Origin of the sequence: Pseudarthrobacter phenanthrenivorans (assembly GCF_036455295.1) — a bacterium.
Taxonomy (GTDB): domain Bacteria; phylum Actinomycetota; class Actinomycetes; order Actinomycetales; family Micrococcaceae; genus Arthrobacter; species Arthrobacter phenanthrenivorans_C.
Genome location: NZ_JAYXNX010000026.1, coordinates 375 through 25,295 on the forward strand (window position 1 = coordinate 375; position 24,921 = coordinate 25,295).

The window sequence follows — 24,921 nt, forward strand, 5'->3', positions numbered from 1 at the left end:
CGGCCCCGCACCTTTCGCGAAAGGTGCGGGGCCGTCGTCGTGGTTTAGGCGGTGGCGCTTAGGAGAGGCGGCCCTTCAGGCCGGCCAGCTCTGACTGCAGTGCCTGGGGCAGGGACTCGCCAAAGTTGGCGAACCATTCCTCAATGGAAGCCAGTTCGGCTGCCCATTCGGCGGGATCGACCTTTACGGCTTCTTCCACTTGCGCGGGGGTCATGTCCAGTCCCTCGAGGTCGATGGCGTCACCGGTGGGCACGAACCCGATGGGGGTTTCGACGGCGTCCGCTTTGCCCTCGAGGCGCTCGATGGCCCACTTGAGCACGCGGGCGTTGTCGCCGAAGCCCGGCCAGGCAAAGCCGCCCTCGGAGTTCCGGCGGAACCAGTTGACCAGGAAGATGCTGGGCAGCCGCTCCGGGTTGGCCTTGGCGGACAGGTTGACCCAGTGGTTCAGGTAGTCGCCTGCGTCGTAACCGATGAAGGGCAGCATGGCCATGGGGTCGCGGCGGACCACACCCACGGCGCCTGCTGCGGCTGCGGTGGTCTCGGAGGACAGGGTGGAACCCATGAAGATGCCGTGGGACCAGCTGCGGGCCTCGGTGACCAGCGGGATGGTGGTCTTGCGGCGTCCACCGAACAGGATGGCGGAAAGCTCCACGCCGTCAGGGCTGTGGTACTCCTCGGCCAGCATGTCGATCTGGTCGATCGGAGTGCAGAAGCGGGAGTTCGGGTGCGCTGCGGGCTTGTCCGAATCCGTGGTCCAGGAGTTGCCCTGCCAGTCGGTCAGGTGCGCCGGCACCTCGTCCGTCATGCCTTCCCACCACACGCCGCCGTCGTCGGTCAGTGCCACGTTGGTGAAGATGCTGTTGCCCTTGGCGATGGCGCGCATGGCGTTGGGGTTGGTGCCCCAGCCGGTGCCGGGCGCCACACCAAACAGGCCGGCCTCGGGGTTGACGGCCCGCAGCTCGCCTTCCTTGCCGAACCGCATCCAGGTGATGTCGTCGCCGAGGGTCTCGACCTTCCAGCCCTTGATGGTGGGGTCCAGCAGGGCGAGGTTGGTCTTGCCGCACGCGGACGGGAAGGCGGCCGCGACGTAGTAGGTCTTCTGCTCCGGGGAGGTCAGCTTGAGGATGAGCATGTGCTCGGCCAGCCAGCCTTCGTCGCGGGCCATCACCGAAGCGATGCGCAGGGCGTAGCACTTCTTGCCCAGCAGCGCGTTGCCGCCGTAGCCCGAACCGAAGGACCAGATGGAGCGCTCCTCCGGGAAGTGGACAATCCACTTGTCCGGGTTGCACGGCCACGGCACATCATCCTGGCCCGGCTCCAGCGGCGCACCTACGGAGTGCAGCGCCGGAACGAAGAAGGCGTTGGTTTCAGTGATGCGGTCCAGGACATCGGTGCCGATGCGGGCCATGATGCGCATGGAGGCCACAACGTAGGCGCTGTCCGTGATCTCGACACCAAACTTGGGGTCCTCGGCGTCGAGGTGGCCCATGACGAACGGGATGACGTACATGGTGCGGCCGCGCATGCAGCCTGCGAACAGGCCGCGCAGCTTGTCCTTCATCTGCGCCGGGTCCATCCAGTTATTGGTGAAGCCCGCGTCGCGCTTGTTCTCGGAGCAAATGAAGGTCTGTTCCTCGACGCGGGCAACGTCTGCGGGATCCGAGAACGCGGCGAATGAATTGGGGAAGAGGTCCTGGTTGAGCCTGGTCAGGGTGCCGGCAGCAACAAGCTCATCGGTGAGACGGGCGTTTTCCTCTTCGGACCCGTCAACCCAGTAAATGCGGTCCGGCTGCGTAAGCTCAGCAACCTCTTCGACCCATGCCAGCAACCCGGCATGTGTGGTGGGTGCTTTCTCAAGCAGCGGCTTCTGCGCCAGATCGCCCATTGCAGTTCCCTTCCTCGGGTTCATCGGTGTGTGCTAAATGCTATGGTCCGGACCGGTCCAGTTTTTGGGGAGCTTGACTGACATCTGCGGTCACGGAAAGTGAATTCCGCGGAAAATCAAGGAATTGTTGCCGCGAAAACGCGAATTAAGTGACAAAGGTCACCTAGACCGGTCTAGTAGCGGACATTACAGCGGGTTCGATTTGGCATCAGGGCCGGGCTCGCGTAAAGTAATTCGAGGTTCGGGGAGAGCGGTTCTTCTCCCGGGACACGGAATGCGCCCATAGCTCAGCTGGATAGAGCGTCTGTCTACGGAACAGAAGGTCAGGGGTTCGAATCCCTTTGGGCGCACCAGCAAGGTCCGCACCGGCTCGCCGGTGCGGACTTTTTTTGTGCCGTCACGGCTAGGCTTTGCACATGATGCCAGAGGCCGCTGAGCGCGAATTTGATGTTGTTGTGATCGGCGCGGGCGCCGTTGGGGAAAATGTGGCGGACCGCGTCACCCAGGGTGGACTGACTGCCGTCCTCGTGGAAGCGGAACTGGTAGGCGGCGAATGCTCCTACTGGGCCTGTATGCCGTCAAAGGCACTCCTTCGCCCGGGCATCGCACTGCACGGGGCGCAGACCACGCCCGGCGCAAAGGAGGCCGTGACCCGCACCCTGGATGCTGCAGCTGTGCTGGAGCGGAGAAATTACTTCACCTCGAACTGGCAGGACGACAGCCAGGTCTCATGGGTGGAGGACACCGGCATCGCCCTGGTGCGCGGCCACGGCTGGCTGACCGGGCCCAGGACCGTGGAAGTGGCCGGCCAGGACGGAACACAGCATCTGCTGCGCGCCCGCCATGCCGTGGTGCTTGCCACCGGCTCGACCCCCACCACGCCACCCATCGAAGGCCTGGAGGATGTGCAGGTCTTGGGAACACGCGAGGCAACGTCGGCAAGCAAGGTCCCGGAGCGGCTGACCGTACTGGGCGGCGGCGTAGCCGGAGTTGAACTGGCCCAGGCCTTCGCGCGCCTGGGCTCCAGTGTCACGCTTGTGGCGCGCAGCGGATTGCTGGGCAACTTCCCTGAGGAAGCATCGGCGCTGGTGGCTGCAGGGCTACGTGCAGACGGAGTGGAACTGCGACTGCACACCGCTACTGAACGGATTAGCCAGAACGACGACGGCACTCTCACCGTCAGCCTGGGCGGCGGGGCCACGGTCACATCGGAAAAAGTCCTGGTCTCCACCGGCAGGCATCCGGCGCTGGAGGGCCTGGGCCTGGAAAGCGTGGGCATCCAGCCCGACGAATCCGGGCATCTGACCCTGTCAACGGATGCCTCCGGCCTTGTCAGGGAAACGCCCGGCGATGAAGCCTGGCTTTACGCAGTAGGCGACACCGCCGGGAAGAACCTCTTCACCCATCAGGGCAAGTACGAGGCCCGCGCCACCGGCGATGCCATCGCAGCCCGGGCCAAGGGTGAGCTCAAGGGCTCCCCCGGCGACTGGTCCCGCTACGCCCAGACCGCCAACCAGCACGCCGTGCCAAGCGTCGTCTTCACGGACCCCGAACTGGCCAGCGTGGGGCGCACCCTCAGGGCAGCCCGGAAAGACGGGTATAACGCATCTTCCGTGGAACTGCCCATCCAGGTGGCCGGCTCCTCGCTGCACTCGGAGAACTACGAAGGCTGGGCGCAGCTGGTGGTCGATGAGGACCGGAAAGTGCTCCTGGGTGCGACATTTGCCGGGCCTGACGTGGCGGAACTGCTGCACGCAGCCACCATCGCCGTGGTGGGCGAGGTGCCGCTGGAGCGCCTCTGGCATGCAGTCCCCTCCTACCCCACCATCAGCGAAGTGTGGCTCCGGCTGCTGGAGAAGTATGGACTCTGACTCCTATTTGAACTGACCAGTCAGTTCGGTTAGCCTTAATGCAGACCTCTTCTGCGAAAGGCAAGCTTTGCTCTCAGCACACCAGCTCCACGCCAAAGGACGCCGGGACCCGCTGCTTCCACCCACCTCGGTGACGGCTGCCCGCGGCGGCCTGCTGCTCGTCACCGGCGACCGCCAGGACCAGCGGACGGCCTTGTCCCTCCTGCTCAGCGGGAGGATGAAGGCCACGGACGGCCAGCTCGGCTGGGACGGCAGCTCCCGGACCAAACAGCTCCGCCTGGCCGCGGCCCTGGTGGACTCCCCCGGCGTCAATGAACCCGAGGAACACCTCAGCGTCCACGACCTGGTAACCGAGGACCTGGCCCTGATCCCGCGACGGTACCGGGGAGCGCTGCTCAGCGGCCCATGGCTCAAAGTCAACCGCTTCGAGGACATCGCGGACCTGTGGACAGAGCAGCTGGACCCCCGGCGGCGGCTCGAGCTGCTGACGGCCCTGGCCCTGGCCAACCCACGCACGGACCTGCTGGTGGTGGACTCCCCGGACCGCCACAGCGCGGATGAGGCCACCTGGCTGCCGCGCCTCCAGGAGTTGGCGTACGACGCCGGACGGCCGCTCGCCGTCGTGGCGGCCGTCAGTGCCGTCCCCGCCTCGTGGGACGGACCGTCGGCCGCGATCGGCAATGCCCTCCCCGAGCCTGCTACGGAGGCGTCCACCGGCAAACATGCCGCAGGGGCCACGCCAGAACCGGAAAACGAAACCACACTCGAAACCGAGGTTGCCAAGTGACTGTCCTGCGGCTGGCCCGCTCCGAACTGAAGCGCATGACCGGCGGGCTGCTGCCCAAACTGACCATCCTGGCGCTGACCATGGTCCCGCTCCTCTACGGCGCGGTGTACCTCTACGCGAACTGGGATCCGTACGGCCATCTCAATAACCTGGACGCGGCTTTGGTCGTGGAGGACTCCGGTGCAACCGCCGCGGACGGGACGAAGCTTGATGCCGGCGCAAAGGTGGCCGACAGCCTGGTGGAAGGCAACGTGTTCCACTGGATTCCCGTGGCCAGCTCCTCCGACGCGGACGCCGGGGTGCGCAGTGGACAGTACGCCTTTGCGCTGAAGATTCCGAAAGACTTTTCAGCCAATCTGGTGTCCCCCGGCAGCTTCGACTCGGCCAGCCAGGCGATGCTGAACGTCACCACGAACGATGCCAACAACTATCTCCTGGGCACCATCGTGGACAAGCTGACCACCGCCGTCCACTCCACCGTGGCCAAGGAGGTGGGAGAGGAGACGGCCAACCAGTTGCTTACGGGCTTCGGCACCATCCACTCCAAGATGCTCCAGGCCGCCGACGGCGCGTCGCAGCTGGCCGACGGCGTGGCCACGCTCAGGGACGGAACGGTCACCCTTCACGAAGGAACCTCAGCCCTGAGCAGCGGGGCGGACCAGTTGTACGCCGGCCAGTTGAAGCTGCGGGACGGGGCCAACCAGCTGACCGACGGCGCGGGGCAGCTCAGCAGCGGCCTGTCAGTCCTCAAGGACAAGACGGCCACGCTTCCTACGGACACCCAGACCCTCGCTTCCGGTGCTGCCCAGGTCGCCGCCGGAAACGCGCAGCTGAACGCCAAGGTGCAGGACGTGGCCACCCAGCTCGCGGCCGCGGACCAGGGCCTCCGTTCACGCGTGGTTGAGTCGAACAGCAGGCTTGTCGCCTCAGGTGTCCTGACCCAGGATCAGGCAGACAAAGTTCTCGCAGACTTTGATGCCGCCGCGGCGTCCAGTCCCGTGGCAGCCGCCAGGAGCAGGATCCAGACGGACGCCGCCCAGGTCCAGCAGCTGGCCGACGGTTCCGAAGCTGTCAGTGTGGGCGCGGCCCAGCTGGCAGCCGGCATGCCGGCGCTGAAGGACGCCATCGCACAGGCCTCGGCAGGAGCAGACCAGCTCCACACCGGGGCCGCCGCGCTGGCGGCCGGTGAGCAATCCGCCGTCGACGGCGCCGCCAGCCTTGCGGACGGTGCCCGGAAGGTCGATGCCGGGGCCGCGCAGGTTGCCGACGGCGCCGGCCAGGCCGCCACAGGCTCCCGCACCCTGGCCGACGAGATCGGGAAGGGCGCCGGACAGGTCCCCAACCCCGACGACGCGCAGAAGAGCAATCTGTCCCAGGTGATGGCCGACCCCGTGGCCGTCAGCAACGTATCGCAGGCCAAGGCCGGCTCCTACGGCGCAGGGCTGGCACCGTTCTTCCTCACCCTGGCAATGTGGATCGGCATCTTCATGCTGGTCCAGGCGATGCGTCCCATTACACAGCGGGCGCTGGCCTCGAATGCACCGTCGTGGAAGGTCGCCCTTGGCGGCTGGCTGCCCTTCCTTCTGGTCTCGGTGGTGCAGGCATCGCTCCTGACAGTGGTGGTAGACGTGGCGCTGGCCCTCAACCCCGCCCACCCGGTCCTGATGTATCTGTTCATGCTGGCGGCGGCCATGGCGTTCAGTGCGCTCATCCAGGGGGTGGTGGCTCTGCTGGGCTCGCCGGGCAAGCTGGTGGTGCTGATCCTCCTGGTCCTGCAGCTGGTGTCATCCGGCGGCACCTTCCCGTGGCAGACCACGCCGCAGCCGCTGCACGTGGTCCACCAGGTGCTGCCCATGGGCTATGTTGTGACCGGCATGCGGCATCTCATCTATGGCGGAGACCTGTCCATGATTGTCCCCACCCTGGTGGGCCTGCTGGGCTACACCGTGCTGGGGGCTGCGATGTCCACGCTGGCCGTGCGCAAGAACAAGTACTGGACGCTCAAGACACTGAAACCGGAGATTGCAGTATGACCACCGAACCGGCGGCCCCGGGCAAAGGGCTCCGGCCCGCCCGGACCAACGCCACGCGCCAGAAACTCTTCGATGCCTCAATGGAGCTGATCGGCGAGCGCGGCGCCGCGAGCGTCACCGTGGATGAGATCGCGGCAGCCGCCGGGGTTTCCAAGGGCACGGTCTACTACAACTTCGGCAGCAAGTCGGAGCTGATAGCCCAGCTCCTGCGCCATGGGGTGGACATCCTCAAAGCCCGGTTGCTCGAGGCCGCCGACAGTGGTGGAACAAGCCGCGATCCGCTGCTCGACATGGAAGCGATGATTGGGCAGGCCATGGATTTCATGGCCGAGTACCCGTCCTTCGCCCGTCTTTGGGTCAGCGAGAACTGGCGGATCCCAAGCGAGTGGCAGGGCACATTCTCGGTCCTGCGGTCGGAGCTCCTGGAGGTAATCGGCCAGGCAGTGGAGAAGGTGGCTGCGGCCTATCCCGTGGATGATTCGGTGTCGCGGGGCAGCCTGGAAACGGCCATCTTCGGGGCCTGCTTCGTGGTGGGCCTGGACCGCCAGACGTACAACCCCGAGCGCACCCGTGACCAAAGTGTTGCAGCAATCATGGCCATCATGCGCGGCTACGTCCTCAAGGAGCCTGCTCCTCGGGGATGATGGAGCACATGCGGCATACGGGGAAGAGCGGTAAGTTCGCGGTCATCTGCGGTGTCGTGGCCGCGGTGCTGCTGGTGCTCACGGCGATGACCCTCGCCGAACCGGTGTTCCTTGCGTTCGTGGGTGTCCTGGCACTGGCCTACCTTGCCGCGCTTGCGGAGGTCCTGATCCGTCGGCGGCGCCTTGCCCTGCTGGCCACAGGGGCCGGGACCGCCCTGGCGCTGGGCTTTTCCCTGGCGTTCCTGAGCACCTGGGAGCTGGCGTTCGACGGGCAGTCCTCCTTCCTGGGGACCCCGCTGCCCACCCGCGATCCCGACAACTACTTCATCGGGGCGGCCGGCGCTCTGGTGGCCACGTTCGGAGTCCTCTTCCTGGGCGCGCTGTGGCCGGGCAGGAGACGTCCGGCGCCAGTACCACGCCCCGCGGCACAGCGCGGCCCAGCACAGCGCCCGGCAACGCAACGCCCCACAGCACAGCGGACCGGCACGACCGCACCCAGCCCCCGGGCTACCGCCGCCCAGGCCGCCACACCCCGGACTGCCGCATCCCGTGCGGGCGGCCAGGCAGCCGGTACCCAGGGACCTGCCGTTCAGCGGGCGTCGGCCTCGCGGGCCCCGGCCCGCGGGACGTCCCCTGCAGCCAAGCGCCCGGCGTCGTCCTCGGTCCCGCAGGGCAAGCCGGCACCCAGGTCCGGCAGCGGCTCCAACTCCCGCCGCTGAGTGCGCCTGCCTGCCCGGGTGAGCACCGCCGTCGCCACCCCGCCCAGCAGGAGCACTCCGCCTGCCAGCTCCGTCGGCGACGGTACCTCGGCCAGAACAAGCCACGCAGCACTCATGCCCACCACGGGGACCAGGAGGGTAAACGGGACAACGGCCGACGACGGGTGGTTTGCCAGGAGCCGGTTCCAGATTCCGTAGCCCACCAGCGAGGCGAAGACAGCCGTGTAGAGTGCGCTGAGCAGGGTGGGCGCCTGAAGCGTTGACAGCGAATGCCAGACGGTGCCGGGACCGTCAACCAGCACGGACAGCGCAGCCAGCGGAAGCGGCACCACGGCGCCGGACCAGACCACCAGGCCCAGCCCTGAAGCGGCTTTGGCTTTCCGGGCGATGACGTTGCCGGCAGCCCAGGACAGCGCCGCGGCCAGGACAATGACCAGCGGCAGCAGCGGCGCCACCGCACTGCGTCCCACCGCCACGAGGCCGAGCCCGGCCACGCCCAGCGCAACGCCGGCAAGTTGCCGCCTGCTGGGCCGCTCACCCAGGAAACCGGCGGCCAGCAGAACGGTCAGCAGTACCTGTGCCTGCAGCACCAGCGAGGCCAGGCCCGCGGGCATGCCGAGTGCCATGGCCAGGTAGAGAAGGCCGAACTGGCCGGCGCTCCTGAAGAGTCCGACGCCGGCAATGGCCTTCCAGCTGACGTTCGGCTTCCTGACGAAGAAGATCCAGGGAACAACCACCAGGACGAACCGCACAGCCACAAACAGGAGCGGGGGAAAGTCCTGGCCGCCGGCGTGAAGACCGAGGTCGATCGCCACGAAGTTCAGGCCCCACAGCAGGGCGACGAGGACGGCAAGGAGGGAGTCGCGCAGGTTCACGGTTCCCACTTTGGCAGCGTCCGGCATGAAGCACCAGCGCACATTTCAGTGCAGGACCATGTACCTTTGCTTCATGATCGACATCGGCTCACTCCGGGCCCTGGCCGCCATCGAACAGCACGGTACCGTCATCGCCGCCGCGGATGCCGTGGGGTACAGCCCTTCCGCCGTTTCGCAGCAGGTGAAGAAGCTTGAGAAGGAAGCCGGCTTCGCGGTGCTGGAACGCCGGGGGCGCGGGGTCCTGCTCACCGAGCGCGGACTGGCCCTCGCAGCGTATGGCAGGCGGATACTTGCCGAACTGGAGGAGCTGGAGTCCACTCTGCTGGTGGACCCGGCGAAACCCAGCGGCAGCCTGCGCCTGACATCGTTCTCCACTGCCTGCCGCGGCCTGGTGGGTCCGCTGCTGGCGCGGCTTGGGCAGTCGGGCGCCGCATTGAATGTCTCAGTACTGGCGGAGGACCCGCGTGAAGCCGTGGCCCGCGTGGCCAACGGGGACGCGGACCTGGGACTGGTGCACAACTGGAATTCCGTCCCCTTGGTTATTCCGGAGCATCTCACCCTGGAGTGGCTGTGCGAGGACGTGGCGGACCTCCTGGTGCATCGCAGCCACGCCCTGGCAGGGCGCCCTGAAGTCGAACCCGCCGAGTTGGTCGATGAACGCTGGATCAGCACCCCCGCCGGAGCGATCTGCAACGAGGCCCTGCTGCGGATTTTCGCCGACTTGGGGCGGCTGCCGGACATCCGGGTCTACGATCCCGATTTCGCGACGCATATCGCCTTTGTGGAGCAGGCGGTGGCGGTTGCTCTCGTCCCCCGTCTGGGCAGGCCTGCACTGCCGCCGGACGTCGTCGCCATTCCGGTGGTCAACCCGGTGCAGGCACGGCAGGTGGGGCTTGTCCACCGCAGGACCATGACGGCCAGTCCGGGCATCAGGCACGTGGCGGGCCTGCTGCGCGACATCGCCCTCAGTGTGAACGGGGAACCGCAAACCGCGTGATCCGGGCGTCCTGCCCGTCAAGTTCGGCCCAGGGCTTCTCCGTTTCCAGGACCGTCAGGGCGTTGGTCGGGAAGCGGGTGGCCGCGTCCATGTAGGCGTCGTGGTCGGAGTCGCGGGAGGCGAGGTGCATGGCCAGGTCCTGCACGCCGGGCAGGTGTGCGATCAGCATCAATGTGGTCACGGTGTCCGGAACATGGTTGACCACGGCCAGCATCCGCAGTGCCGTGGCCGCATACAGGCCATCCTCAAGCTTGGGCGTGGGGGCCTTATCACCAAGCTCCGAGCACACCCAGGTGCAGGTCTGGCGGGTGCGCAGGGCGCTTGAGCACAGGATGAAGTCCGGAACGATGTTGTGCTTGAGCAGCCAGCGGCCGGCCAGCGGCGCCTCCCGGTGCCCCCGCTCTTCCAGCGGCCGCTCATGGTCGGCCACTCCGCCCGGCCAGTCAGCCTTGGCGTGGCGCATGATCACAAGGCGTCGGACATGGTGCGAACTCATGGCCCAAGCCTAGCCCGAGCAACCGCGGCCAAGGACATGAGGGGACAACCGAAGAAGCGTCACGCCAAGTACTGCCCGCAGTGACGCAAGGACCAAGCAGCCGTGAAGGCACAGTGCTTGGAGAGGGTTCGGCCTACGCCAAAAGGCGGCACATCCCGACAGCGCCGTTGTTGCATTGGGCCCACGCCACCAGGGTCCCCTGGCCGAGCTTGCGAGGCGAGGGAGGCGGCGGGGAGGAACGAGCGCAGGTGCAGAGGGATTGTGTCGCGAAAGCGAAAGCGACCCGTACCACCGGAACAAGTCGCCTTCGTGCGTAAGGGATTTAGATCGAGTACTCCGGAGCGGCCCAGACAACAACTTCCGGGTGCTCGTAGAACCGGTACCCCTGGCCACGGACCGTGCGGACGGTGTTGGCGAGGCGGCCCAGCTTGGAGCGGAGGCGGCGGATGTGGACGTCGATGGTGCGCTCGTTGGGCACTTCTTCGGCATTGCGCCACAGCCCTTCGAGGAGTTCATCGCGGCCCACGGTGCGGGTGCCGTTTTCCACGAGGTAGTTGAGGAGCTCGAACTCCTTGAAGGTGAGGTTCAGGGACTCGCCGTCAAGGTGCACTTCGCGGCGGGCCAAGTCAATGAGAACGCCGGACGGGCGCGGCTCGTGCGACTGGGCAGGGCGGGGTGTTTCAGCGCGCTGGCGGTTGACGGTGGGGTCACCAAAGGTGGAACGGACGACGTCGAGCGCGGAACCCGGGGTGCCTGCAGGGGCTACGGCCACTGCTGCGTAACTCTCGGCCCCGGAGACCAGCGACTGGGCGTAGGCCCGGATTTCCTGGGCGAGCTTGGCGATGGAGGTTCCGGCTGCTGCTGCCGTCTCTTCATCGATGCCCATGTAGAGGACGAATCCACGGGCCACGTTGTCGTTCGCCACCGGGCGGACCGGGTTTGACCCGGCTACGACAGGAGTGGGCGCAGTGACTGGTGCGGACTCGGCAGGATGCACGGCGCGCAACTGGCCGTAAGAGTTCGGGTTGTACCCCTGCGGGGCAAAACCCTGGGCAGGGAAGCTGCTTCCGGAGGTGGAGGGGGCTAGCGCCGGCCGGGGCCCGAAGCCGGGACGAAGGCCGGAGGACTGGCCCGCCTTGGCGGCGTTACGGACAGAGATGTGGACGTATCCGGATGCAACTGACATGGAATGCTTACCTCAATGTGAAATGGCCGTCTTCGCGGCTCGAATGCTGGCTTCCCCGTCAGGCGGACCGGGGAGGGGCGCCCGACGCTGGGCTGGGGGGCGAATGCCTAAGAACTTCAGGGGGTGGGAAGGTCAGGCGTGCATTCGACAACAGCGCATGTCGGCAGCAGCGGATGTGCTGGGCCAATATTCTGCGGCTGCAGGTGCTGTTGAGTTCTTGTTCACATTGGAAGTGTGCAGCGTAACAATGCCAACTTGCAAGTAACAATGGACCGAATCGTCCGCATCGTGAGACGAATCGGGGATTTGTGCTGCATGTCACTATTTCGATGGCGGTAATTTTTGCGGGTTGCTATCCCGTCGGAGACCTCATATTTCGGTATTTCGCGAATAAAATTTGGGATATCGCGCTTCCATCGAACAGACCGGAAATTCAACCGTTTGACGTGGAATCGTCCGGATGGACGAGGGGCGTGTCCAGCCGACGTCCTGCCTCCAGCTGATTTTTTTCGCATCAGTATGTTGCCGGAGGCAGGAGGTCCTGCCATCTCCCTGCCCGCAGGAGTCAGTTGGTGCTTGTCCCCGAACTGGGCGCGGTGCCCGTGGTGGACGTTGTGAGCTGAACGGTTTGGACCGTGTAGGTGTCCGCACTCTTGAGTGCCGTTAGGCGGACCGTCGCCCCGGTGGTTACGTCGGACATGCTGAGTGTGCTGCCGGTGGAGTTTCCGCCACGCTGCCGCATCCCCTGGGTTACCTGCACGTCGGTGCCGACTGCATAGGTCCGGGAAAAACCGTCTTCGCTCTTGACGGTGATCGACGTGGCCGAGACCTCCGTGACCGTGCCCGTCTGGCCAGCCATGGTCACGTAGTTGGAGCCCTGGAGGACCACGTATTCAGAATGTACGGCGGCATTCAGGCCAGCGCCTCCCGCGCCCAGCCCTCCCGGTCCGCCGTCCATGCCGCCGTCGCGGCCGGTCATCCCACCGCCGTTCACACCGGCCTGGCCGCCTTGGCCCATCATGCCGCCCTGGCCGGACGTACCGTTCTGGCCTCCGCGGCCAAACTGGCCGCCGGCACCGGTGCGCTGGCCATTCGCCGAAGCGCCCGCGCTACCGTTGCCTGCTGCATAGGCGCCTGCACCGGCGCCTGCAGCTGCGGCAACCACCACCGCCACACCGCCCACCAGCAGGCCTTTCCTGGCGGTCCAGTTGCCTTTCCCGGGCCGGCCCGGGCCTTTGGCTGCGTTCTGCTGCGGTACGCCCCATCCTGCGCCGGCACTGGGAGCCTGTCCGTTTGGCGGCGTCGCACCCCAGCCTGCCGACTGTGAGCCTGCGGACGGTGTACCGCCCAAGGGGATGGTCCGCTCCTGGGCGGCCTGGCCCTGCGCCTGCGCGTCATGACCTGCCGCGCCCTGGCCGCCAGCGGCCCGGCCGCTCCATCCGTCAGATGCACCATCGGGGCTGGCTGCGTTTGATGTCCCGCCCCAGACCGCGGCGGGCGGCTGCTCCCGTCCTTCTGCGGCGCGCTGCGGCTCGTTCTGCCCTGCTGCCCCGGGGACTGCGTTGTTGTCCTGCTGATCCATGGCTTTCTCCAAGAAGTTGAAACTGCTGGTGGTGATGCTGTTGTCCCAACAGGCTCTGACGGTTTGCTGTGCAGGGGCTGTGCGGCAGACCAAGGCGGCCTGTGACCTTCAAGGGAACGCGTAAGGGGCCGCGGCCGTAAGGCAGCGCTTACCCGAACCACAGGTGGCTAGGCTGGAGCTCACAGCGTGAACACAGCAACGGCAAAGCATCGGCAAACCGACAGATCGGAGAGTTGTCCCATGGCATCCCCGCACCCCATGACCAACAACCTTCCCCAGCTCACCCACCCTGACGGTTCCCCCATCCGAGCCCTTGTGGTGGATGACGAGCCGAGCCTGTCGGAACTCATGAGCATGGGGCTGCGCATGGCCGGATGGTCTGTTGCCGTGGCCGCCGACGGCCCGGCCGCCGTGAAGCTGGCCAAGGATTTCCACCCGGACGTCCTGGTGCTCGATGTCATGCTGCCAGGGTTCGACGGCGTGGAGCTGCTGGGCAGGATCCGCGCGTTTGCGCCGGAGGTGCCTGCGCTCTTCCTCACCGCCAAGGACGACGTCCAGGACCGCATCGTCGGACTGGCCGCCGGCGGGGATGACTACGTCACCAAGCCTTTCAGCATGGAGGAGGTCCTGCTGCGCCTGCACCGCCTGGTGCAGCGCTCCGGCGTTGCCGCCATGGACACGGCCGAGCTGGTAGTGGGTGACCTGGTGCTCAATGTGGACACCCGTGAAGTGACACGTGCCGGCGAGGAGATCCAGCTGACGGCAACGCAGTTCGAACTCCTGCGCTACCTGATGGAGAACCCCAAGCGTGTGGTGAGCAAGGCCCAGATCCTTGACCACGTATGGGATTACGACTTCGGCGGCCAGGCGAACATCGTGGAACTGTACATCTCCTACCTCCGCAAGAAGATCGAAGCCAACCACCCGCCGATGATCCACACAGTGCGCGGAGCGGGCTACGTCATCAAGCCCGCAGACTAGCCAAGGAACAGCATGTCCTCGCTCTCCGGTGTTCCCCGGCCCGCCGGCCGGTCCTGGTTCAACCCTTCCACCTGGCACCTCCGTACCCGGCTGATCCTGCTCTCCATGGCCCTCCTGGTGGCAATTTCCGGCGCGATCGGCGTGGTCAGCTATGCCTCCATGGATGTGGTCCTCACCAACCAGCTGGACGCGCAGCTGAAGCTGGCATCCCGGGGCCGGCCGCCGGAAGGCAATCCCTCAGGCCGTCCCGATCCGCTGGACGCGCGCGGACAAAGCGTGGGGACGCTCAATGCGAGGGTGGTGGGCGGACAGGTCAGCCGGGAAGCCGGCTATCTTTCCTCTGATGCCACCCGCATAGCCCTGACCAACCGGGACGTTGCAACCTTGCAGGCACTCCCCCACGACGGCGTGCCCGTGGACCGGGAGTTGTCCAATGGCGATTACCGCCTGATGGCAACCGAGACCGCATATGGGGATGTGGTGATCACCGGCCTGCCGCTGGCAATGAAGCAGAGCACCGAGGCTTCACTTGTGCTCACCATGGTCCTGGTGTCGCTCGGCGGCCTTCTCCTGATTGGACTGGCCGGTACGGCCCTGATCCGCCGGACCATGCGGCCGCTGGAACAGCTCTCCGATGTGGCCACCAAAGTATCCAAACTGCCCCTGGACGCCGGCGAGGTGGCCCTTGCCGTGCGTGTGCCGCCTTCCGCAGCGCATCCCACCACCGAAGTGGGCAGCGTGGGCCATGCCCTGAACCTCATGCTGGACAACGTCTCCAGCGCCCTTGAGGCCCGGCAGCGCAGCGAGATGAAGGTGCGCCAGTTCGTGGCCGATGCCTCACACGAACTTCGAACACCGCTGACGGCCATCCGAGGCTATACCGAGCTGATGCGGATGACCGAAACCCTGACGGACGATGGCCGGAAGTCGCTGGGCCGCGTGCAAAGCCAGTCCGAGCGAATGACCGCGCTGGTGGAGGACCTGCTGCTGCTGGCCCGGCTGGACGAGGGCAAGGACACCGAAACCACAGACGTGGACCTGACCCAGCTGGTGGTCGAGACCATCAGCGATGAAAAAGTCATGGCGCCGGACCATACCTGGCAGCTGCAGTTGCCCGAGGAACCCGTGGTGGTGCGCGGCGACACCACCCAGCTCCACCAGGTCCTGGCCAACCTGCTCTCCAATGCCCGGAAACACACCCCGGCCGGCACCAAGGTTACCGCGGGGGTAATGCGCTCCGCCGACGGGAGCGTGGTGGTGACGGTGACCGACGACGGCCCGGGCATCCCTGCGGAGTTCCAGGGCAGCATCTTCTCCCGCTTCACCCGGGCAGACGCTGCCCGGTCCGGTCCGGGAGGTTCCGGTTCCGAGGGTTCGTCGGGCCTGGGGCTGTCCATTGTGGAATCCATCGTGATGGCCCATGGCGGCACCGTGGAGCTGGTCTCCCGGCCTGGCAGGACCGAGTTCGCGGTGCGGCTTCCCGCGGCCCGCACCGCCACGGCCTGAAGCAGCGCCGCCCGGGCGCCCGTCCTGGGCGCCCGTCCTGGTGGTGACAATCCCTGGCCGCACTTACACAGGCGCAGCACAGGTTGCGCCTAAAGCCTTCAAATCCGGGAGCGCCACTCTTGATCCATGACGCTCACCGACTCCCCTTCAGGAACCCTGCAGGACGCCGCGGTGGCGCCGCCGGGCATTCCGTCCCGGGGGCGCGCCGTACGGCGGGCCCCTGTGAATACACACACCACCGCACCGGTCCTCGACGTGACCATCCCGGTCTTCAACGAGGAACGCGACCTTGAGGAATGCCTTCGCCGGCTTCACGCGCACCTGGTGGATTCCTTTCCGCACCGTTTCCGGATCACGGTGGCGGACAACGCCAGCACGGACGGCACGCTGAAGATCGCGGAGCGGCTGGCGCGGGAGTTCCCGGAAGTCGCCGTGGTCCACCTCGACGAGAAGGGCCGCGGAAACGCGCTGCGGAAGGTGTGGCTGGCCTCCCCGTCGCCGGTGCTGGCCTACATGGACGTGGATCTTTCCACCGATCTCGCCGCCCTGGCACCGCTGCTGGCGCCGCTGATTTCGGGGCACTCGGACCTTGCCATCGGCACCCGGCTCACCCGCAACTCAAGGGTTGTCCGCGGCCCCAAGCGGGAGTTCATCTCACGCAGCTACAACCTGATGCTCCACTCCTTCATGGGTGCGCGGTTCAGCGACGCCCAGTGCGGCTTCAAGGCCATCCGCGCCGACGTCGCCCAGCAGATCCTGCCTTACACCGTCGACAACTCCTGGTTCTTTGATACAGAACTCCTGGTCCTGGCCGAGCGGTGCGGACTGCGCGTCCACGAGGTTCCGGTGGACTGGATCGACGACCCCGACTCCAGCGTGGACGTGGTCCGGACCGCAGTGGCCGACGTCCGCGGAATGGCCCGCCTCACCCGTGACCTGGTGTACGGCCGGATTCCTGTTCCGGAACTGCGCGCAGCGCTGGCGCGGGGCCCGCTCCCCGCATCCTCCCGGGCAGACGAGCAAACGCCCGGCAGCAGCCTGTTCGGCCAGCTGGTCCGATTCGCCGTCATCGGCGCCGCCTCCACCCTGGCCTACCTGCTGATCTTCCTGTTCTGCCGGGGCTTCATGGACCCGCAACTGGCAAACTTCCTGGCGCTGCTGATCACCGCGGTGGCCAATACCGGTGCCAACCGGCGCTTCACGTTCGGCATCCAGGGCGGGAACCCGGTCCGGCACCACTTCGAGGGCCTGATCGTGTTCGGCATTGGCCTGCTGCTCACCTCCGGCGCGCTGGCCCTGGTGCACAGCACGACGACGCCGGACCGGTGGCTGGAAGTGGTCACCGTAGTGGCGGCGAACCTGGCAGCCACCGCGGCCCGGTTCCTGCTGTTCCGCCTCTGGGTATTCCGTGAACGCACACCCCGCGGGCAGTCGGCCGCCGCAGGCGGCAGCCCCACCACCCCCAACACTTCAGCCACCTCAACAGAAACGGCAGCATCATGACCTCCACCATCGAAACGGCGGGTGGCGGGTCCACCGCTGTCCCCCATTCCCCGGCGGGCGCGCCGGGCGTGGCCCCTCAACCCCCGGCAGAGCCCGCAGCGCCCGGGACCAGAGCGGCCCACCCTGAAGGGCGCTGGACACGTTACGCCTTCGGCGGCCAGCCCCGCTGGGTCCGTCCTTCAGCAGCCGCTCTCCTGGTGGCCACTGCGGTCCTCTACCTCTGGAACCTCGCGGCAACCGGCTTTGGGAACTCCTTCTATGCCGCAGCCATCCAGGCCGGCACCAAGGACTGGACAGCGTTGCTCTTCGGGTCCCTGGACGCCAGCAACGCCATCACGGTCGACAAGCCGCCAGCGGGACTGTGGGTTCCGGCCCTCGCAGGACGGATCTTCGGATTCTCGCCGCTCAGCATGCTGGTGCCGGAAGCGCTCATGGGCGTGGCCGCCGTCGGCATTCTCTACCTGACCGTCAAGCGGGTCTCGGGACCGGCCGCCGGCTTGGTGGCCGGAGGTGCCCTGGCCCTGACGCCCGTTGCGGCGCTGATGTTCAAGTTCAACAACCCGGACGCCATGCTCACCCTGTGCCTGGTGCTGGGAGCGTACTTCACCACCCGGGCCATCGAACGCGCCGGCTGGAAGTGGCTTGTTGCAGCAGGAGCCGTGATCGGCCTGGCGTTCCTCACCAAGATGCTGCAGGGTTTCCTGGTCGTTCCGGCGCTCGGGCTCGCCTACCTGTGGGCCGCGCCCACCACGCTGGGCCGTCGGGTGGCGCATCTGTTCGGTGCACTGGGCGGAATCCTCGTTGTGGCCGGCAGCTACGTTGCCCTTTTCCAGTTGACCCCGGCCTCGGACCGTCCGTACATGGCCGGGTCCACCACCAACAGCTTCCTTGAACTGACTTTCGGCTACAACGGCCTGGCCCGGATCACCGGGTCCGGCGAAGGCATGCCCGGCGGTGGCGCCGGAGGCGCTGCCGGTGGGCCGGGGGGCAGCTTCGGCGGCAACGGCGGATTCGGCGGCGCTGCCGGTGTGCTGCGGATGTTCGGGACAAGCTTTGGCGGCGAGGTCTCCTGGCTTCTGCCCGCCGCCCTGATCCTGCTGGTCGCCGGACTGTGGTTCACGCGCCGCGAGGCACGCACGTCGCCGGGCCGGGGCGCGCTGGTCCTGTGGGGCGGCTGGTTCCTGGTCACCGCCGCAGTCTTGAGCTTCATGAGCGGCATCGTCCACCCCTACTACTCTGTGGCGCTCGCACCGGCGGTCGCGGCACTGGTAGGCATTGGCTCAGTGGAACTTTGGCGCGGCCGCCAATCCTGGGCTGCCCGGATCGTCCTGGCCGTGGCCGTCCTCGGCACCTCGGTGTGGTCCGCAGTCCTGCTCGGCCGCGACGCCTCGTGGCTGCCCTGGCTCCGCGTAACCATCATCGTCCTCGGCGTCCTGGCCGCAGCGGCAATCCTGCTCCGCCTCGACGCAGTGCGCACCACCGGACGGTTCCGGCGCGCCGGTGCTGCCGCCGTCGTCGTCGTATCGCTTCTTGCCGGCGGACTTGGGTCCGCCGCCTGGACCCTTGCCACCGCTGCGACCGCACACGCCGGTTCCATTCCGACGTCCGGGCCGGCGGGTTCGTCGGCGGGCGGCTTCGGGAACCGTGCCGCGGGCTTCCGCGGCGACCGCACCGGCGGCAGGGACGCAGCTGCAGGCACTGACGGCGCAACCACCGGCAGCAACGGGTTCGATCCCGCCAACGGATTTGGCGGCGCGGCCGACGGTGCCGGCCCGACAGCCGGTGGTCCGGGTGGCGCTGGTGGACCCGGCGGTGAGGGAACGGCGGACGCCGCAGTGACCGCACTGCTCTCGTCCACCACCACCAAATGGTCCGCGATCGTCTCCGGCGCCACCCAGGCGGCAAGCCTGGAACTTGCCACCAACACCAACGTCATCGCGCTGGGCGGCTGGAACGGCGGGGACCCCTACCCCACGCTCGCGCAGTTCCAGGACATGGTGGACAAAGGCCAGATCGGCTACTTCATCCAGGGCGGCGGCATGGGCGGCCGCGGTATGGGTGGCCGGGGCGGCACCTCCGAGGTGGCCGCGTGGGTCCAGGCCAACTTCCAGGCCGAGACCGTCGGCAACTCCACCGTGTACAAACTCACCAAGTAGGACGCGATGACCAGCCATTCCCCAACCCATGCAACTGCGCTCCGAACCACCCCCGGGCACCGGGATCCTGCACCACGCACAGCCTCCGCCCGCGTCCTGCACGACCCCCAGGCACTCCGCCGGCGGCTTGAACTGGCGGCAGTACTGGCGGCCACCGCAGTGTTGTACCTGTGGCACCTTGGGGCCTCCGGTTGGGCCAACGCGTTCTATTCAGCGGCAGCCCAGGCCGGATCGCAGGACTGGGCTGCCTGGTTCTTCGGCTCCTCCGACGCCGCCAACTCCATCACAGTGGACAAGCCGCCGGCCTCGCTGTGGGTCATGGGGCTGTCAGTCCGGCTCTTCGGCCTGAGCTCCTGGAGCATCCTGGTTCCCCAGGCGCTGATGGGGGTGGGGACGGCATGGCTGCTCTATCTGGCCGTGCGCCGGGCCGCCGCACCGGCAACCGGTGATGCCCGGCTGGCGCACCGGGCGGGCCTGCTGGCCGCGGCGGTCCTGGCCCTTACCCCGGTTGCCACGCTGATGTTCCGCTTCAACAACCCGGATGCGTTGCTGGTGCTGCTCATGACCGCTGCCGCCTACGCAGTCCTCCGCGCCGTGCAGGACGACAGGCTGCGCTGGCTTCTGCTGGCCGGCGTGTTCCTGGGCTTCGGATTCCTGGCCAAGCAGTTGCAGGTGCTGCTGGTGGTTCCCGGTTTCGCCCTGGCCTATGCAGTGGCCGGGCCCGGAAGGTTGCCCCGCCGGCTGCTCCGGCTGGGAGCTGCCGGGGCGGCCATGGTGGCCTCGGCCGGATGGTGGTTGCTGGCCGTTGAGCTGACGCCCGCCGGCGTGCGGCCGTATATCGGCGGATCACAAAACAACTCCATCCTGGAACTGACCCTCGGCTACAACGGGCTGGGCCGGCTGACGGGTGACGAAACCGGCAGCGTGGGCGGCGGCAACGGCTGGGGCGTTCCCGGCCTGCTGCGGATGTTCGGCAGCGAGTTCGGTGGCCAGATCGCCTGGCTTCTGCCGTCGGCCCTGATCCTCGCTGGGGGCCTGCTGTGGGTGGGCCGGCGGGCCCCACGCACGGATGCCGTCCGCACCTCCGTCATCATCTGGGGCTCGTGGGTCCTGGTCACGGGGTTGGTGTTCAGCTTCATGGCTGGCATCATCCACCCCTACTACGCGGTGGCACTGGCACCGGGGATCGCCGGGCTGGCCGGCCTGGGCGCCGTCCTTCTATGGCAGCACCGGCAGCAGGCCGTTGCCGCCGCCCTCCTGGCTGCAGCCGTAGCGGCAGCAGGCCTCATGGCCTTCTACCTTCTGGGCACGACGTCCGCCTATGGCCCGTGGCTGCGCTGGGTGGTGCTGGTGGGAGGGCTCGCCGCCGCAGCAGGCGCAGGACTCACCAGCTTCCTGCGCCCGCATTCCCTCCAGCGGACGACGGCGGCGCTCGCCATCGCAGCGTCACTCGCCGGACCGTTGGCCTACTCCGTCACGACGGCGGCGACCGCCCATAGTGGAGCAATCGTCAGTGCGGGGCCTGCGCAGGGGTTCGGCCCCGGTGGTGCCGGCGCAGGCGGGCGCGGCGGCGCTCCTGGCGGAACCGGCGGGACCCGGCAGCCGGCCGGCCAGGGCGCCCGGCAACAGGGCACCTTCGGCGGCGCAGCACAGGGCGGAGCCGGATTTGGCGGCGGAGCCGGCTTCGCCGGTGCCCGCGGCGGCGGCATGGGTGGGCTCCTGGGCGCGCCCACCCCGTCGGCAGAACTCGTGGCGGCGCTGAGGGACGGCGCGTCCAACTACACGTGGTCCGCAGCAGTGGTGGGTTCCAACAACGCGGCCGGTTACCAGCTGGCGACGGAACTGCCCGTCATGGCGGTCGGCGGCTTCAACGGCACCGACCCGTCGCCTACCCTCGCAGGATTCCAGGACCTGGTGGCACAGGGGAAGATCCACTACTTCATCGCGGGCGGAGCCATGCGCTCCAGCACGGGATCCGATGCCGCTGCACAGATAGCGCAGTGGGTGGCGGACAACTTTACGTCACAGAACATCGGCGGCACCACGGTCTACCTGCTGGCGCGGTAACGGGCAGGCCTCCTTGCCTCTGCGCCTGCCCTGCGAAGACGGGGCGGGCGCAATGCGGCGCGCCCGTGCGCGTGACTTCCGTTACCTAAATGTGACTTTCGCGTGATCTTCCTGTACCGTCGATTGGGTGCGGTCCCCGTTCGGGCCGCATATCCCGGGTTGACGCCAAGCTCTGCCGCTTCCCCGGATTCCCGATTGAGCAACGGCAGAGGCGGGGGACCCACCGTCCCGGGCAATGAATGCCCTTGGGGTTAAGCCAGTACGTGATCTTTCCGTACGGCCGGATGCCCTCATCCGAACCCGACAGCTAACTCCGCAGGTGTGAGAGGCGATCAATCATGTCCAAAAACAAGGCAGAAGCACGCCTGCATGCCAAGGCTAAACACCGGGCCGCGCAGCGGGCAAAGAAAACCACCCTCGGCCAGCGCGCCGGGATCCTCGCAGCATCCTGTGCGGTGCTGGTGGGGGTAGGCGCAGCAGGCCAGGCAACCAGCAGCATGACTCCGGTGTCATCCACCGGGTCCAACTCTTCCACCGTTGCCTCCGATGCCCAAATGAGCATCGAGAAAAGCGAAATCCGTTCCAACCCGGCAACGAACCCGGCTCCGGCCGCCATCAGCGTTGCACCGCAGGCGGCCGAACCAGCGCCCGCGGCCGCCCCTGCGGCACCTGCTCCTGCGCCCGCCCCCGCACCGGCCCCGGCGCCCGCTCCCGCACCCGAGCCGGCACCCGCAGTCGCGGTGAACGATCCTGCCGGCGCCCAGGCCTACGCTGCCAGCCAGCTGTCCTCCTTTGGCTGGGGCCCGGACCAGATGCAGTGCCTGCAGACGCTGTGGACCAAGGAATCAGATTGGACCACCACGGCCACCAATGCCAGCAGCGGCGCATACGGCATCGTCCAGTCCCTGCCTGCCGAAAAGATGGCAACCTTTGGCGCGGACTACCTCACCAACTACCGCACCCAGATCAACTGGGGATTGGACTACATCAAGAAGAGCTACCAGTCGCCTTGTGGAGCCCTGAACTTCCACCTGGCACACAACTGGTACTAGGCAACACTCCCGGACCGGGGACAGCCCGGCAGCAAACTGCGGGCCGCATCTCTATGATGCGGCCCGCAGTTTGCCTTACGGAGTGGTCCCCGTACCGCCCTGCCCCGCGTCCTGGCCGGCGTTCCGCCACGGGATGTACTGGACCGACCATCTGTTCCCGTCCGGATCGGCGAAGTACACGAAATGGCCCCAGGGAAGCACCTCGATGTCGCTGACGTCCACGCCATTGCTCTTCAGCTGGTCGTGCGCCGCGTGGATGTCGTCGACCACCAGCTGGAGGTTGGTTCCCGTGCCGGGAGGGACGTCAAGGAGCCCTTCGCCCATGCTGATGGAGCAGGCCGAGCCGGGCGGCGTCAGCTGTACAAAGCGGATGTTGTCGGTTGGCCGCTCGTCGTAGTCCGCGTTGAAGCCCACTTTGTTGACGTAGAAGTCCTTGGCGCGGTCAACGTCGGAGACGGGGACATAGACAAGTTCGAGTTTCCAGTCCATGCCCACAGGCTAGCGGCAGGGACGGGTTCCAGGAAGGGTGAAGACTACCCTGCGATGCCGTAGAGGCGGTCACCGGCGTCACCGAGGCCGGGAACGATGTAGGACTTCTCGTTGAGCTTCTCGTCGATCGATGCCAGGACGACGTGCACGTTGGCGCCGGACAGTTCCTCCTCCAGGCGGGCCAGTCCTTCCGGGGCGGCCAGCAGGCAGATGCAGGTGACGTCGGAAGCCCCGCGCTTGAAGAGGAACTTGATGGCTTCCCGCAGGGTGCCGCCGGTGGCGAGCATGGGATCCAGGACAAAGACCTGGCGGCCCGTCAGGTCCTCCGGAAGGCGCTCAGCGTAGGTGATGATGTCCAGCGTCTCCTCGTCCCGGGCCATGCCCAGGAAGCCCACCTCAGCGGTGGGGACCAGCTTGGTCATGCCCTCCAGCATTCCAAGGCCGGCGCGCAGGATGGGAACCACCAGCGGGGTGGGCTTGGTGAAGGCCGTGCCGATGGTGGTGCTGACCGGCGTTTCGATGGTCACGGGCTCCGTGCGTACCTCCCGCGTGGCCTCGTATGCCAGCAGGGTCACCAGCTCTTCCGTCAGCTGCCGGAAAACCGGTGACGGGGTGTTCTTGTCCCGCAGGACGGTGAGCTTGTGGGCGACCAGGGGGTGGTCAACAACGAGAGTGCGCATCCCCCAAAACTATCATCCGGCGCTGCCCTTCCCGGGCCCGGAGCCTCCACCCTCGTGCACTTCCTGGGCCACGACGTCCCGGACAATGGGACGGTCGAACGACGGCGCAGCGCCGGCATGCTCCCGCCTGCGGATGAGATGGAACAGCCGGTGGGCCATAATCACCACGCCCACCCAGGCCAGCCCCAGGACCCAGCCCGCCATGACATCCGTAAGCCAGTGGTGGCCGAGGAAAACCCTGCTCAGGCCCATCGCAATGATGAAGATGGTGCCGGCCGTGATGGCGCTGACGCGGACCCACATCAGCTGGAACTGCAGGCAGATGAGGTAGACGATCAGGCTGATCACCACTGTGGTGTTCAGCGTGTGCCCGCTGGGGAACGAAGGTGAGTCCTCGTAAGGCGGAACCGCGTCGGCGTGGTCCGGGCGGGTACGTCCCACCAGCTTCTTGCCCAGGGTGGTGGCCGTGATGGAGGCCGCGGCGGCACCGCCCACCAGGATCAGCGGACGCCAGTTCCGGCTAAGGAAAGTCAGCCATGCGGTGAGGATGCTGGCCAAGATGGGCATGCCCACGCCGCCGCCAATGTTCGTGAAGCCGGTGACGAACGCATCCAGCCCGGGGCTGCGCAGGCTTTCGGCATAGGCCAAAGCCGGCTTGTCCAGGTTGGCCAGCCCCGCCGAGTCCACCACGTTGTCGTAGACCTCAGCCCCGAGCAGCGCCAGGGACACGATGATCACGCCGCCCACCATGATGGTCAGCACCAGCGCCGCATAGGGTTTGAACCAAATACTTATGCGGTCCCGAAGAGTGTCCATGCTGCCTCCCGGCATCGGTAAGTAACCTGAGTATCCCCGAAACTATCATTGAGCCATGCCTTTGCCCGAAAAGAAACACGACGCCTGGATGGGCCTTGCCCTGGCGGAGGCCCGCCGTGCCCTTGCCACCGAGGACGTGCCCATCGGCGCCGTGGTGATAGGGCCCGACGGCGGCGTGCTTGGTTCCGGACGCAACCAACGGGAGGAACTGGGCGACCCCACCGCCCACGCCGAGGTGGTGGCCATCAGGGAAGCTGCGGCGCGGCTGCAGGAGATCGCCAGGAGTGCGGGCGGCGCGGGCGACGGCTGGCGGTTGTCCGACTGCACGTTGGTGGTGACCCTGGAACCGTGCGCCATGTGTGCCGGCGCCATCGTCCTGGCCAGGATTCCCAGGGTGGTTTTTGGCGCCTGGGACGAGAAGGCGGGCGCTGCCGGATCAGTGTTCGACATCCTCCGCGAACGGCGGCTCAACCACTGGGTTGAGGTGTATCCAGGGGTCCGCGAGGAAGAATGCGCCCTGCTGCTGCGCGAGTTCTTTGCCGGCCACCGCAGCAGCCTCTGAGGCGGTTGCCGGCCCGGCCGTTGCAGGCCCCGCT

Annotated in this window: 20 protein-coding genes, 1 tRNA gene and 1 riboswitch; of the genes, 13 read left to right on the forward strand and 8 right to left on the reverse strand. The window is 67.1% G+C overall.

Annotated elements, in window-relative coordinates; translation table 11 throughout:
* Nucleotides 1–58: 58 nt before the first annotated feature.
* A complete protein-coding gene (locus VXJ37_RS20280) occupies nucleotides 59–1,885 on the reverse strand; it encodes a phosphoenolpyruvate carboxykinase (GTP) (protein ID WP_331324807.1) in 1,827 nt (608 codons plus the stop codon).
* A 276-nt stretch (nucleotides 1,886–2,161) separates the two neighbouring features.
* Here VXJ37_RS20280 and VXJ37_RS20285 point away from each other — a divergent pair.
* From VXJ37_RS20285 to VXJ37_RS20305, 5 genes are all read left to right on the forward strand, one after another.
* Nucleotides 2,162–2,238, forward strand: a tRNA-Arg gene (locus VXJ37_RS20285).
* A gap of 63 nt (nucleotides 2,239–2,301) precedes the next feature.
* On the forward strand, nucleotides 2,302–3,756 hold the full coding sequence (locus tag VXJ37_RS20290) for a dihydrolipoyl dehydrogenase family protein (RefSeq protein ID WP_331324808.1): 1,455 nt from the start codon (nucleotides 2,302–2,304) through the stop codon (nucleotides 3,754–3,756).
* Nucleotides 3,757–3,823: 67 nt separating this feature from the next.
* Nucleotides 3,824–4,543 (forward strand): ABC transporter ATP-binding protein, encoded by a 720-nt coding sequence (locus VXJ37_RS20295; RefSeq protein WP_331324809.1) that lies wholly within the window; start codon nucleotides 3,824–3,826, stop codon nucleotides 4,541–4,543.
* Nucleotides 4,540–6,576, forward strand: coding sequence for a YhgE/Pip domain-containing protein (locus VXJ37_RS20300; protein WP_331324810.1), 2,037 nt, complete (start codon nucleotides 4,540–4,542; stop codon nucleotides 6,574–6,576). Before VXJ37_RS20295 ends, VXJ37_RS20300 begins: the two co-directional genes overlap by 4 nt.
* Nucleotides 6,573–7,220 carry a TetR/AcrR family transcriptional regulator gene (locus tag VXJ37_RS20305; RefSeq protein WP_331324811.1) on the forward strand — a complete coding sequence of 216 codons (648 nt, stop codon included), beginning with the start codon at nucleotides 6,573–6,575 and terminating at the stop codon, nucleotides 7,218–7,220. Before VXJ37_RS20300 ends, VXJ37_RS20305 begins: the two co-directional genes overlap by 4 nt.
* 589 nt (nucleotides 7,221–7,809) lie before the next feature.
* Here the strand turns inward: VXJ37_RS20305 and VXJ37_RS20310 are convergent.
* Nucleotides 7,810–8,814 carry an EamA family transporter gene (locus tag VXJ37_RS20310; protein WP_331324832.1) on the reverse strand — a complete coding sequence of 335 codons (1,005 nt, stop codon included), beginning with the start codon at nucleotides 8,812–8,814 and terminating at the stop codon, nucleotides 7,810–7,812.
* Between the two features lie 73 nt (nucleotides 8,815–8,887).
* Here VXJ37_RS20310 and VXJ37_RS20315 point away from each other — a divergent pair, with 73 nt between their 5' ends.
* Nucleotides 8,888–9,811: a LysR family transcriptional regulator gene (locus tag VXJ37_RS20315; RefSeq protein ID WP_331324812.1), complete on the forward strand. Its 924-nt coding sequence runs from the start codon at nucleotides 8,888–8,890 to the stop codon at nucleotides 9,809–9,811.
* On the opposite strand, the gene VXJ37_RS20320 is transcribed toward VXJ37_RS20315, so the two are convergent.
* The 3 genes from VXJ37_RS20320 to VXJ37_RS20330 all read right to left on the reverse strand — a co-directional run bounded on the left by VXJ37_RS20320 (nucleotide 9,780) and on the right by VXJ37_RS20330 (nucleotide 13,075).
* Nucleotides 9,780–10,307 (reverse strand): SixA phosphatase family protein, encoded by a 528-nt coding sequence (locus VXJ37_RS20320; protein ID WP_331324813.1) that lies wholly within the window; start codon nucleotides 10,305–10,307, stop codon nucleotides 9,780–9,782. The two genes, VXJ37_RS20315 and VXJ37_RS20320, sit on opposite strands and share 32 nt — an antisense overlap.
* Nucleotides 10,308–10,629: 322 nt before the next feature.
* The gene (locus VXJ37_RS20325) at nucleotides 10,630–11,493 is read right to left on the reverse strand and encodes a winged helix-turn-helix domain-containing protein (RefSeq protein ID WP_331324814.1); all 864 of its coding nucleotides are present in this window, start codon (nucleotides 11,491–11,493) and stop codon (nucleotides 10,630–10,632) included.
* A gap of 565 nt (nucleotides 11,494–12,058) precedes the next feature.
* Nucleotides 12,059–13,075, reverse strand: coding sequence for a hypothetical protein (locus VXJ37_RS20330; protein ID WP_331324815.1), 1,017 nt, complete (start codon nucleotides 13,073–13,075; stop codon nucleotides 12,059–12,061).
* 240 nt (nucleotides 13,076–13,315) lie between these two features.
* Here VXJ37_RS20330 and VXJ37_RS20335 point away from each other — a divergent pair, with 240 nt between their 5' ends.
* From VXJ37_RS20335 to VXJ37_RS20360, 6 genes are all read left to right on the forward strand, one after another.
* Nucleotides 13,316–14,056 carry a response regulator transcription factor gene (locus VXJ37_RS20335; protein ID WP_331324816.1) on the forward strand — a complete coding sequence of 247 codons (741 nt, stop codon included), beginning with the start codon at nucleotides 13,316–13,318 and terminating at the stop codon, nucleotides 14,054–14,056.
* 12 nt (nucleotides 14,057–14,068) lie between these two features.
* Complete coding sequence (locus VXJ37_RS20340) at nucleotides 14,069–15,562, forward strand: sensor histidine kinase (RefSeq protein ID WP_331324817.1); 1,494 nt, start codon at nucleotides 14,069–14,071, stop codon at nucleotides 15,560–15,562.
* Nucleotides 15,563–15,688: 126 nt separating this feature from the next.
* Nucleotides 15,689–17,065: a bifunctional glycosyltransferase family 2/GtrA family protein gene (locus tag VXJ37_RS20345; protein WP_331324818.1), complete on the forward strand. Its 1,377-nt coding sequence runs from the start codon at nucleotides 15,689–15,691 to the stop codon at nucleotides 17,063–17,065.
* Nucleotides 17,062–19,221: a glycosyltransferase family 39 protein gene (locus tag VXJ37_RS20350; RefSeq protein WP_331324819.1), complete on the forward strand. Its 2,160-nt coding sequence runs from the start codon at nucleotides 17,062–17,064 to the stop codon at nucleotides 19,219–19,221. Before VXJ37_RS20345 ends, VXJ37_RS20350 begins: the two co-directional genes overlap by 4 nt.
* Nucleotides 19,222–19,227: 6 nt before the next feature.
* On the forward strand, nucleotides 19,228–21,288 hold the full coding sequence (locus tag VXJ37_RS20355) for a glycosyltransferase family 39 protein (protein ID WP_331324820.1): 2,061 nt from the start codon (nucleotides 19,228–19,230) through the stop codon (nucleotides 21,286–21,288).
* Nucleotides 21,289–21,459: 171 nt separating this feature from the next.
* Nucleotides 21,460–21,621: riboswitch (cyclic di-AMP (ydaO/yuaA leader) on the forward strand.
* Nucleotides 21,622–21,626: 5 nt separating this feature from the next.
* The gene (locus VXJ37_RS20360; RefSeq protein WP_331324821.1) at nucleotides 21,627–22,340 is read left to right on the forward strand and encodes a hypothetical protein; all 714 of its coding nucleotides are present in this window, start codon (nucleotides 21,627–21,629) and stop codon (nucleotides 22,338–22,340) included.
* A gap of 75 nt (nucleotides 22,341–22,415) precedes the next feature.
* Here the strand turns inward: VXJ37_RS20360 and VXJ37_RS20365 are convergent, their stop codons facing one another.
* From VXJ37_RS20365 to VXJ37_RS20375, 3 genes are read right to left on the reverse strand one after another with little or no spacing between them, the layout of a single operon-like run.
* Nucleotides 22,416–22,829: a glyoxalase superfamily protein gene (locus VXJ37_RS20365; RefSeq protein ID WP_331324822.1), complete on the reverse strand. Its 414-nt coding sequence runs from the start codon at nucleotides 22,827–22,829 to the stop codon at nucleotides 22,416–22,418.
* 44 nt (nucleotides 22,830–22,873) lie between these two features.
* Complete coding sequence (gene upp, locus VXJ37_RS20370; RefSeq protein WP_141943767.1) at nucleotides 22,874–23,509, reverse strand: uracil phosphoribosyltransferase; 636 nt, start codon at nucleotides 23,507–23,509, stop codon at nucleotides 22,874–22,876.
* 12 nt (nucleotides 23,510–23,521) lie between these two features.
* Nucleotides 23,522–24,325 (reverse strand): phosphatase PAP2 family protein, encoded by an 804-nt coding sequence (locus VXJ37_RS20375; protein WP_331324823.1) that lies wholly within the window; start codon nucleotides 24,323–24,325, stop codon nucleotides 23,522–23,524.
* A gap of 55 nt (nucleotides 24,326–24,380) precedes the next feature.
* On the opposite strand from VXJ37_RS20375, the gene VXJ37_RS20380 reads away from it, so the two are divergent.
* The gene (locus VXJ37_RS20380; RefSeq protein WP_331324824.1) at nucleotides 24,381–24,887 is read left to right on the forward strand and encodes a nucleoside deaminase; all 507 of its coding nucleotides are present in this window, start codon (nucleotides 24,381–24,383) and stop codon (nucleotides 24,885–24,887) included.
* The last annotated feature ends 34 nt before the right edge of the window (nucleotides 24,888–24,921 follow it).

Excerpts from the sequence above, each read along its gene's own strand:
- VXJ37_RS20305 (WP_331324811.1), top strand. The coding sequence starts at position 6,573 with ATGACCACCGAACCGGCGGCCCCGGGCAAAGGGCTCCGGCCCGCCCGG.
- VXJ37_RS20280 (WP_331324807.1), bottom strand. The coding sequence starts at position 1,885 with ATGGGCGATCTGGCGCAGAAGCCGCTGCTTGAGAAAGCACCCACCACA.
- VXJ37_RS20380 (WP_331324824.1), top strand. The coding sequence starts at position 24,381 with ATGCCTTTGCCCGAAAAGAAACACGACGCCTGGATGGGCCTTGCCCTG.
- VXJ37_RS20350 (WP_331324819.1), top strand. The coding sequence starts at position 17,062 with ATGACCTCCACCATCGAAACGGCGGGTGGCGGGTCCACCGCTGTCCCC.
- VXJ37_RS20375 (WP_331324823.1), bottom strand. The coding sequence starts at position 24,325 with ATGGACACTCTTCGGGACCGCATAAGTATTTGGTTCAAACCCTATGCG.
- VXJ37_RS20315 (WP_331324812.1), top strand. The coding sequence starts at position 8,888 with ATGATCGACATCGGCTCACTCCGGGCCCTGGCCGCCATCGAACAGCAC.
- VXJ37_RS20330 (WP_331324815.1), bottom strand. The coding sequence starts at position 13,075 with ATGGATCAGCAGGACAACAACGCAGTCCCCGGGGCAGCAGGGCAGAAC.
- VXJ37_RS20355 (WP_331324820.1), top strand. The coding sequence starts at position 19,228 with ATGACCAGCCATTCCCCAACCCATGCAACTGCGCTCCGAACCACCCCC.
- VXJ37_RS20290 (WP_331324808.1), top strand. The coding sequence starts at position 2,302 with ATGATGCCAGAGGCCGCTGAGCGCGAATTTGATGTTGTTGTGATCGGC.
- upp (WP_141943767.1), bottom strand. The coding sequence starts at position 23,509 with ATGCGCACTCTCGTTGTTGACCACCCCCTGGTCGCCCACAAGCTCACC.
- VXJ37_RS20335 (WP_331324816.1), top strand. The coding sequence starts at position 13,316 with ATGGCATCCCCGCACCCCATGACCAACAACCTTCCCCAGCTCACCCAC.
- VXJ37_RS20340 (WP_331324817.1), top strand. The coding sequence starts at position 14,069 with ATGTCCTCGCTCTCCGGTGTTCCCCGGCCCGCCGGCCGGTCCTGGTTC.
- VXJ37_RS20365 (WP_331324822.1), bottom strand. The coding sequence starts at position 22,829 with ATGGACTGGAAACTCGAACTTGTCTATGTCCCCGTCTCCGACGTTGAC.
- VXJ37_RS20360 (WP_331324821.1), top strand. The coding sequence starts at position 21,627 with ATGTCCAAAAACAAGGCAGAAGCACGCCTGCATGCCAAGGCTAAACAC.
- VXJ37_RS20320 (WP_331324813.1), bottom strand. The coding sequence starts at position 10,307 with ATGAGTTCGCACCATGTCCGACGCCTTGTGATCATGCGCCACGCCAAG.
- VXJ37_RS20325 (WP_331324814.1), bottom strand. The coding sequence starts at position 11,493 with ATGTCAGTTGCATCCGGATACGTCCACATCTCTGTCCGTAACGCCGCC.
- VXJ37_RS20345 (WP_331324818.1), top strand. The coding sequence starts at position 15,689 with ATGACGCTCACCGACTCCCCTTCAGGAACCCTGCAGGACGCCGCGGTG.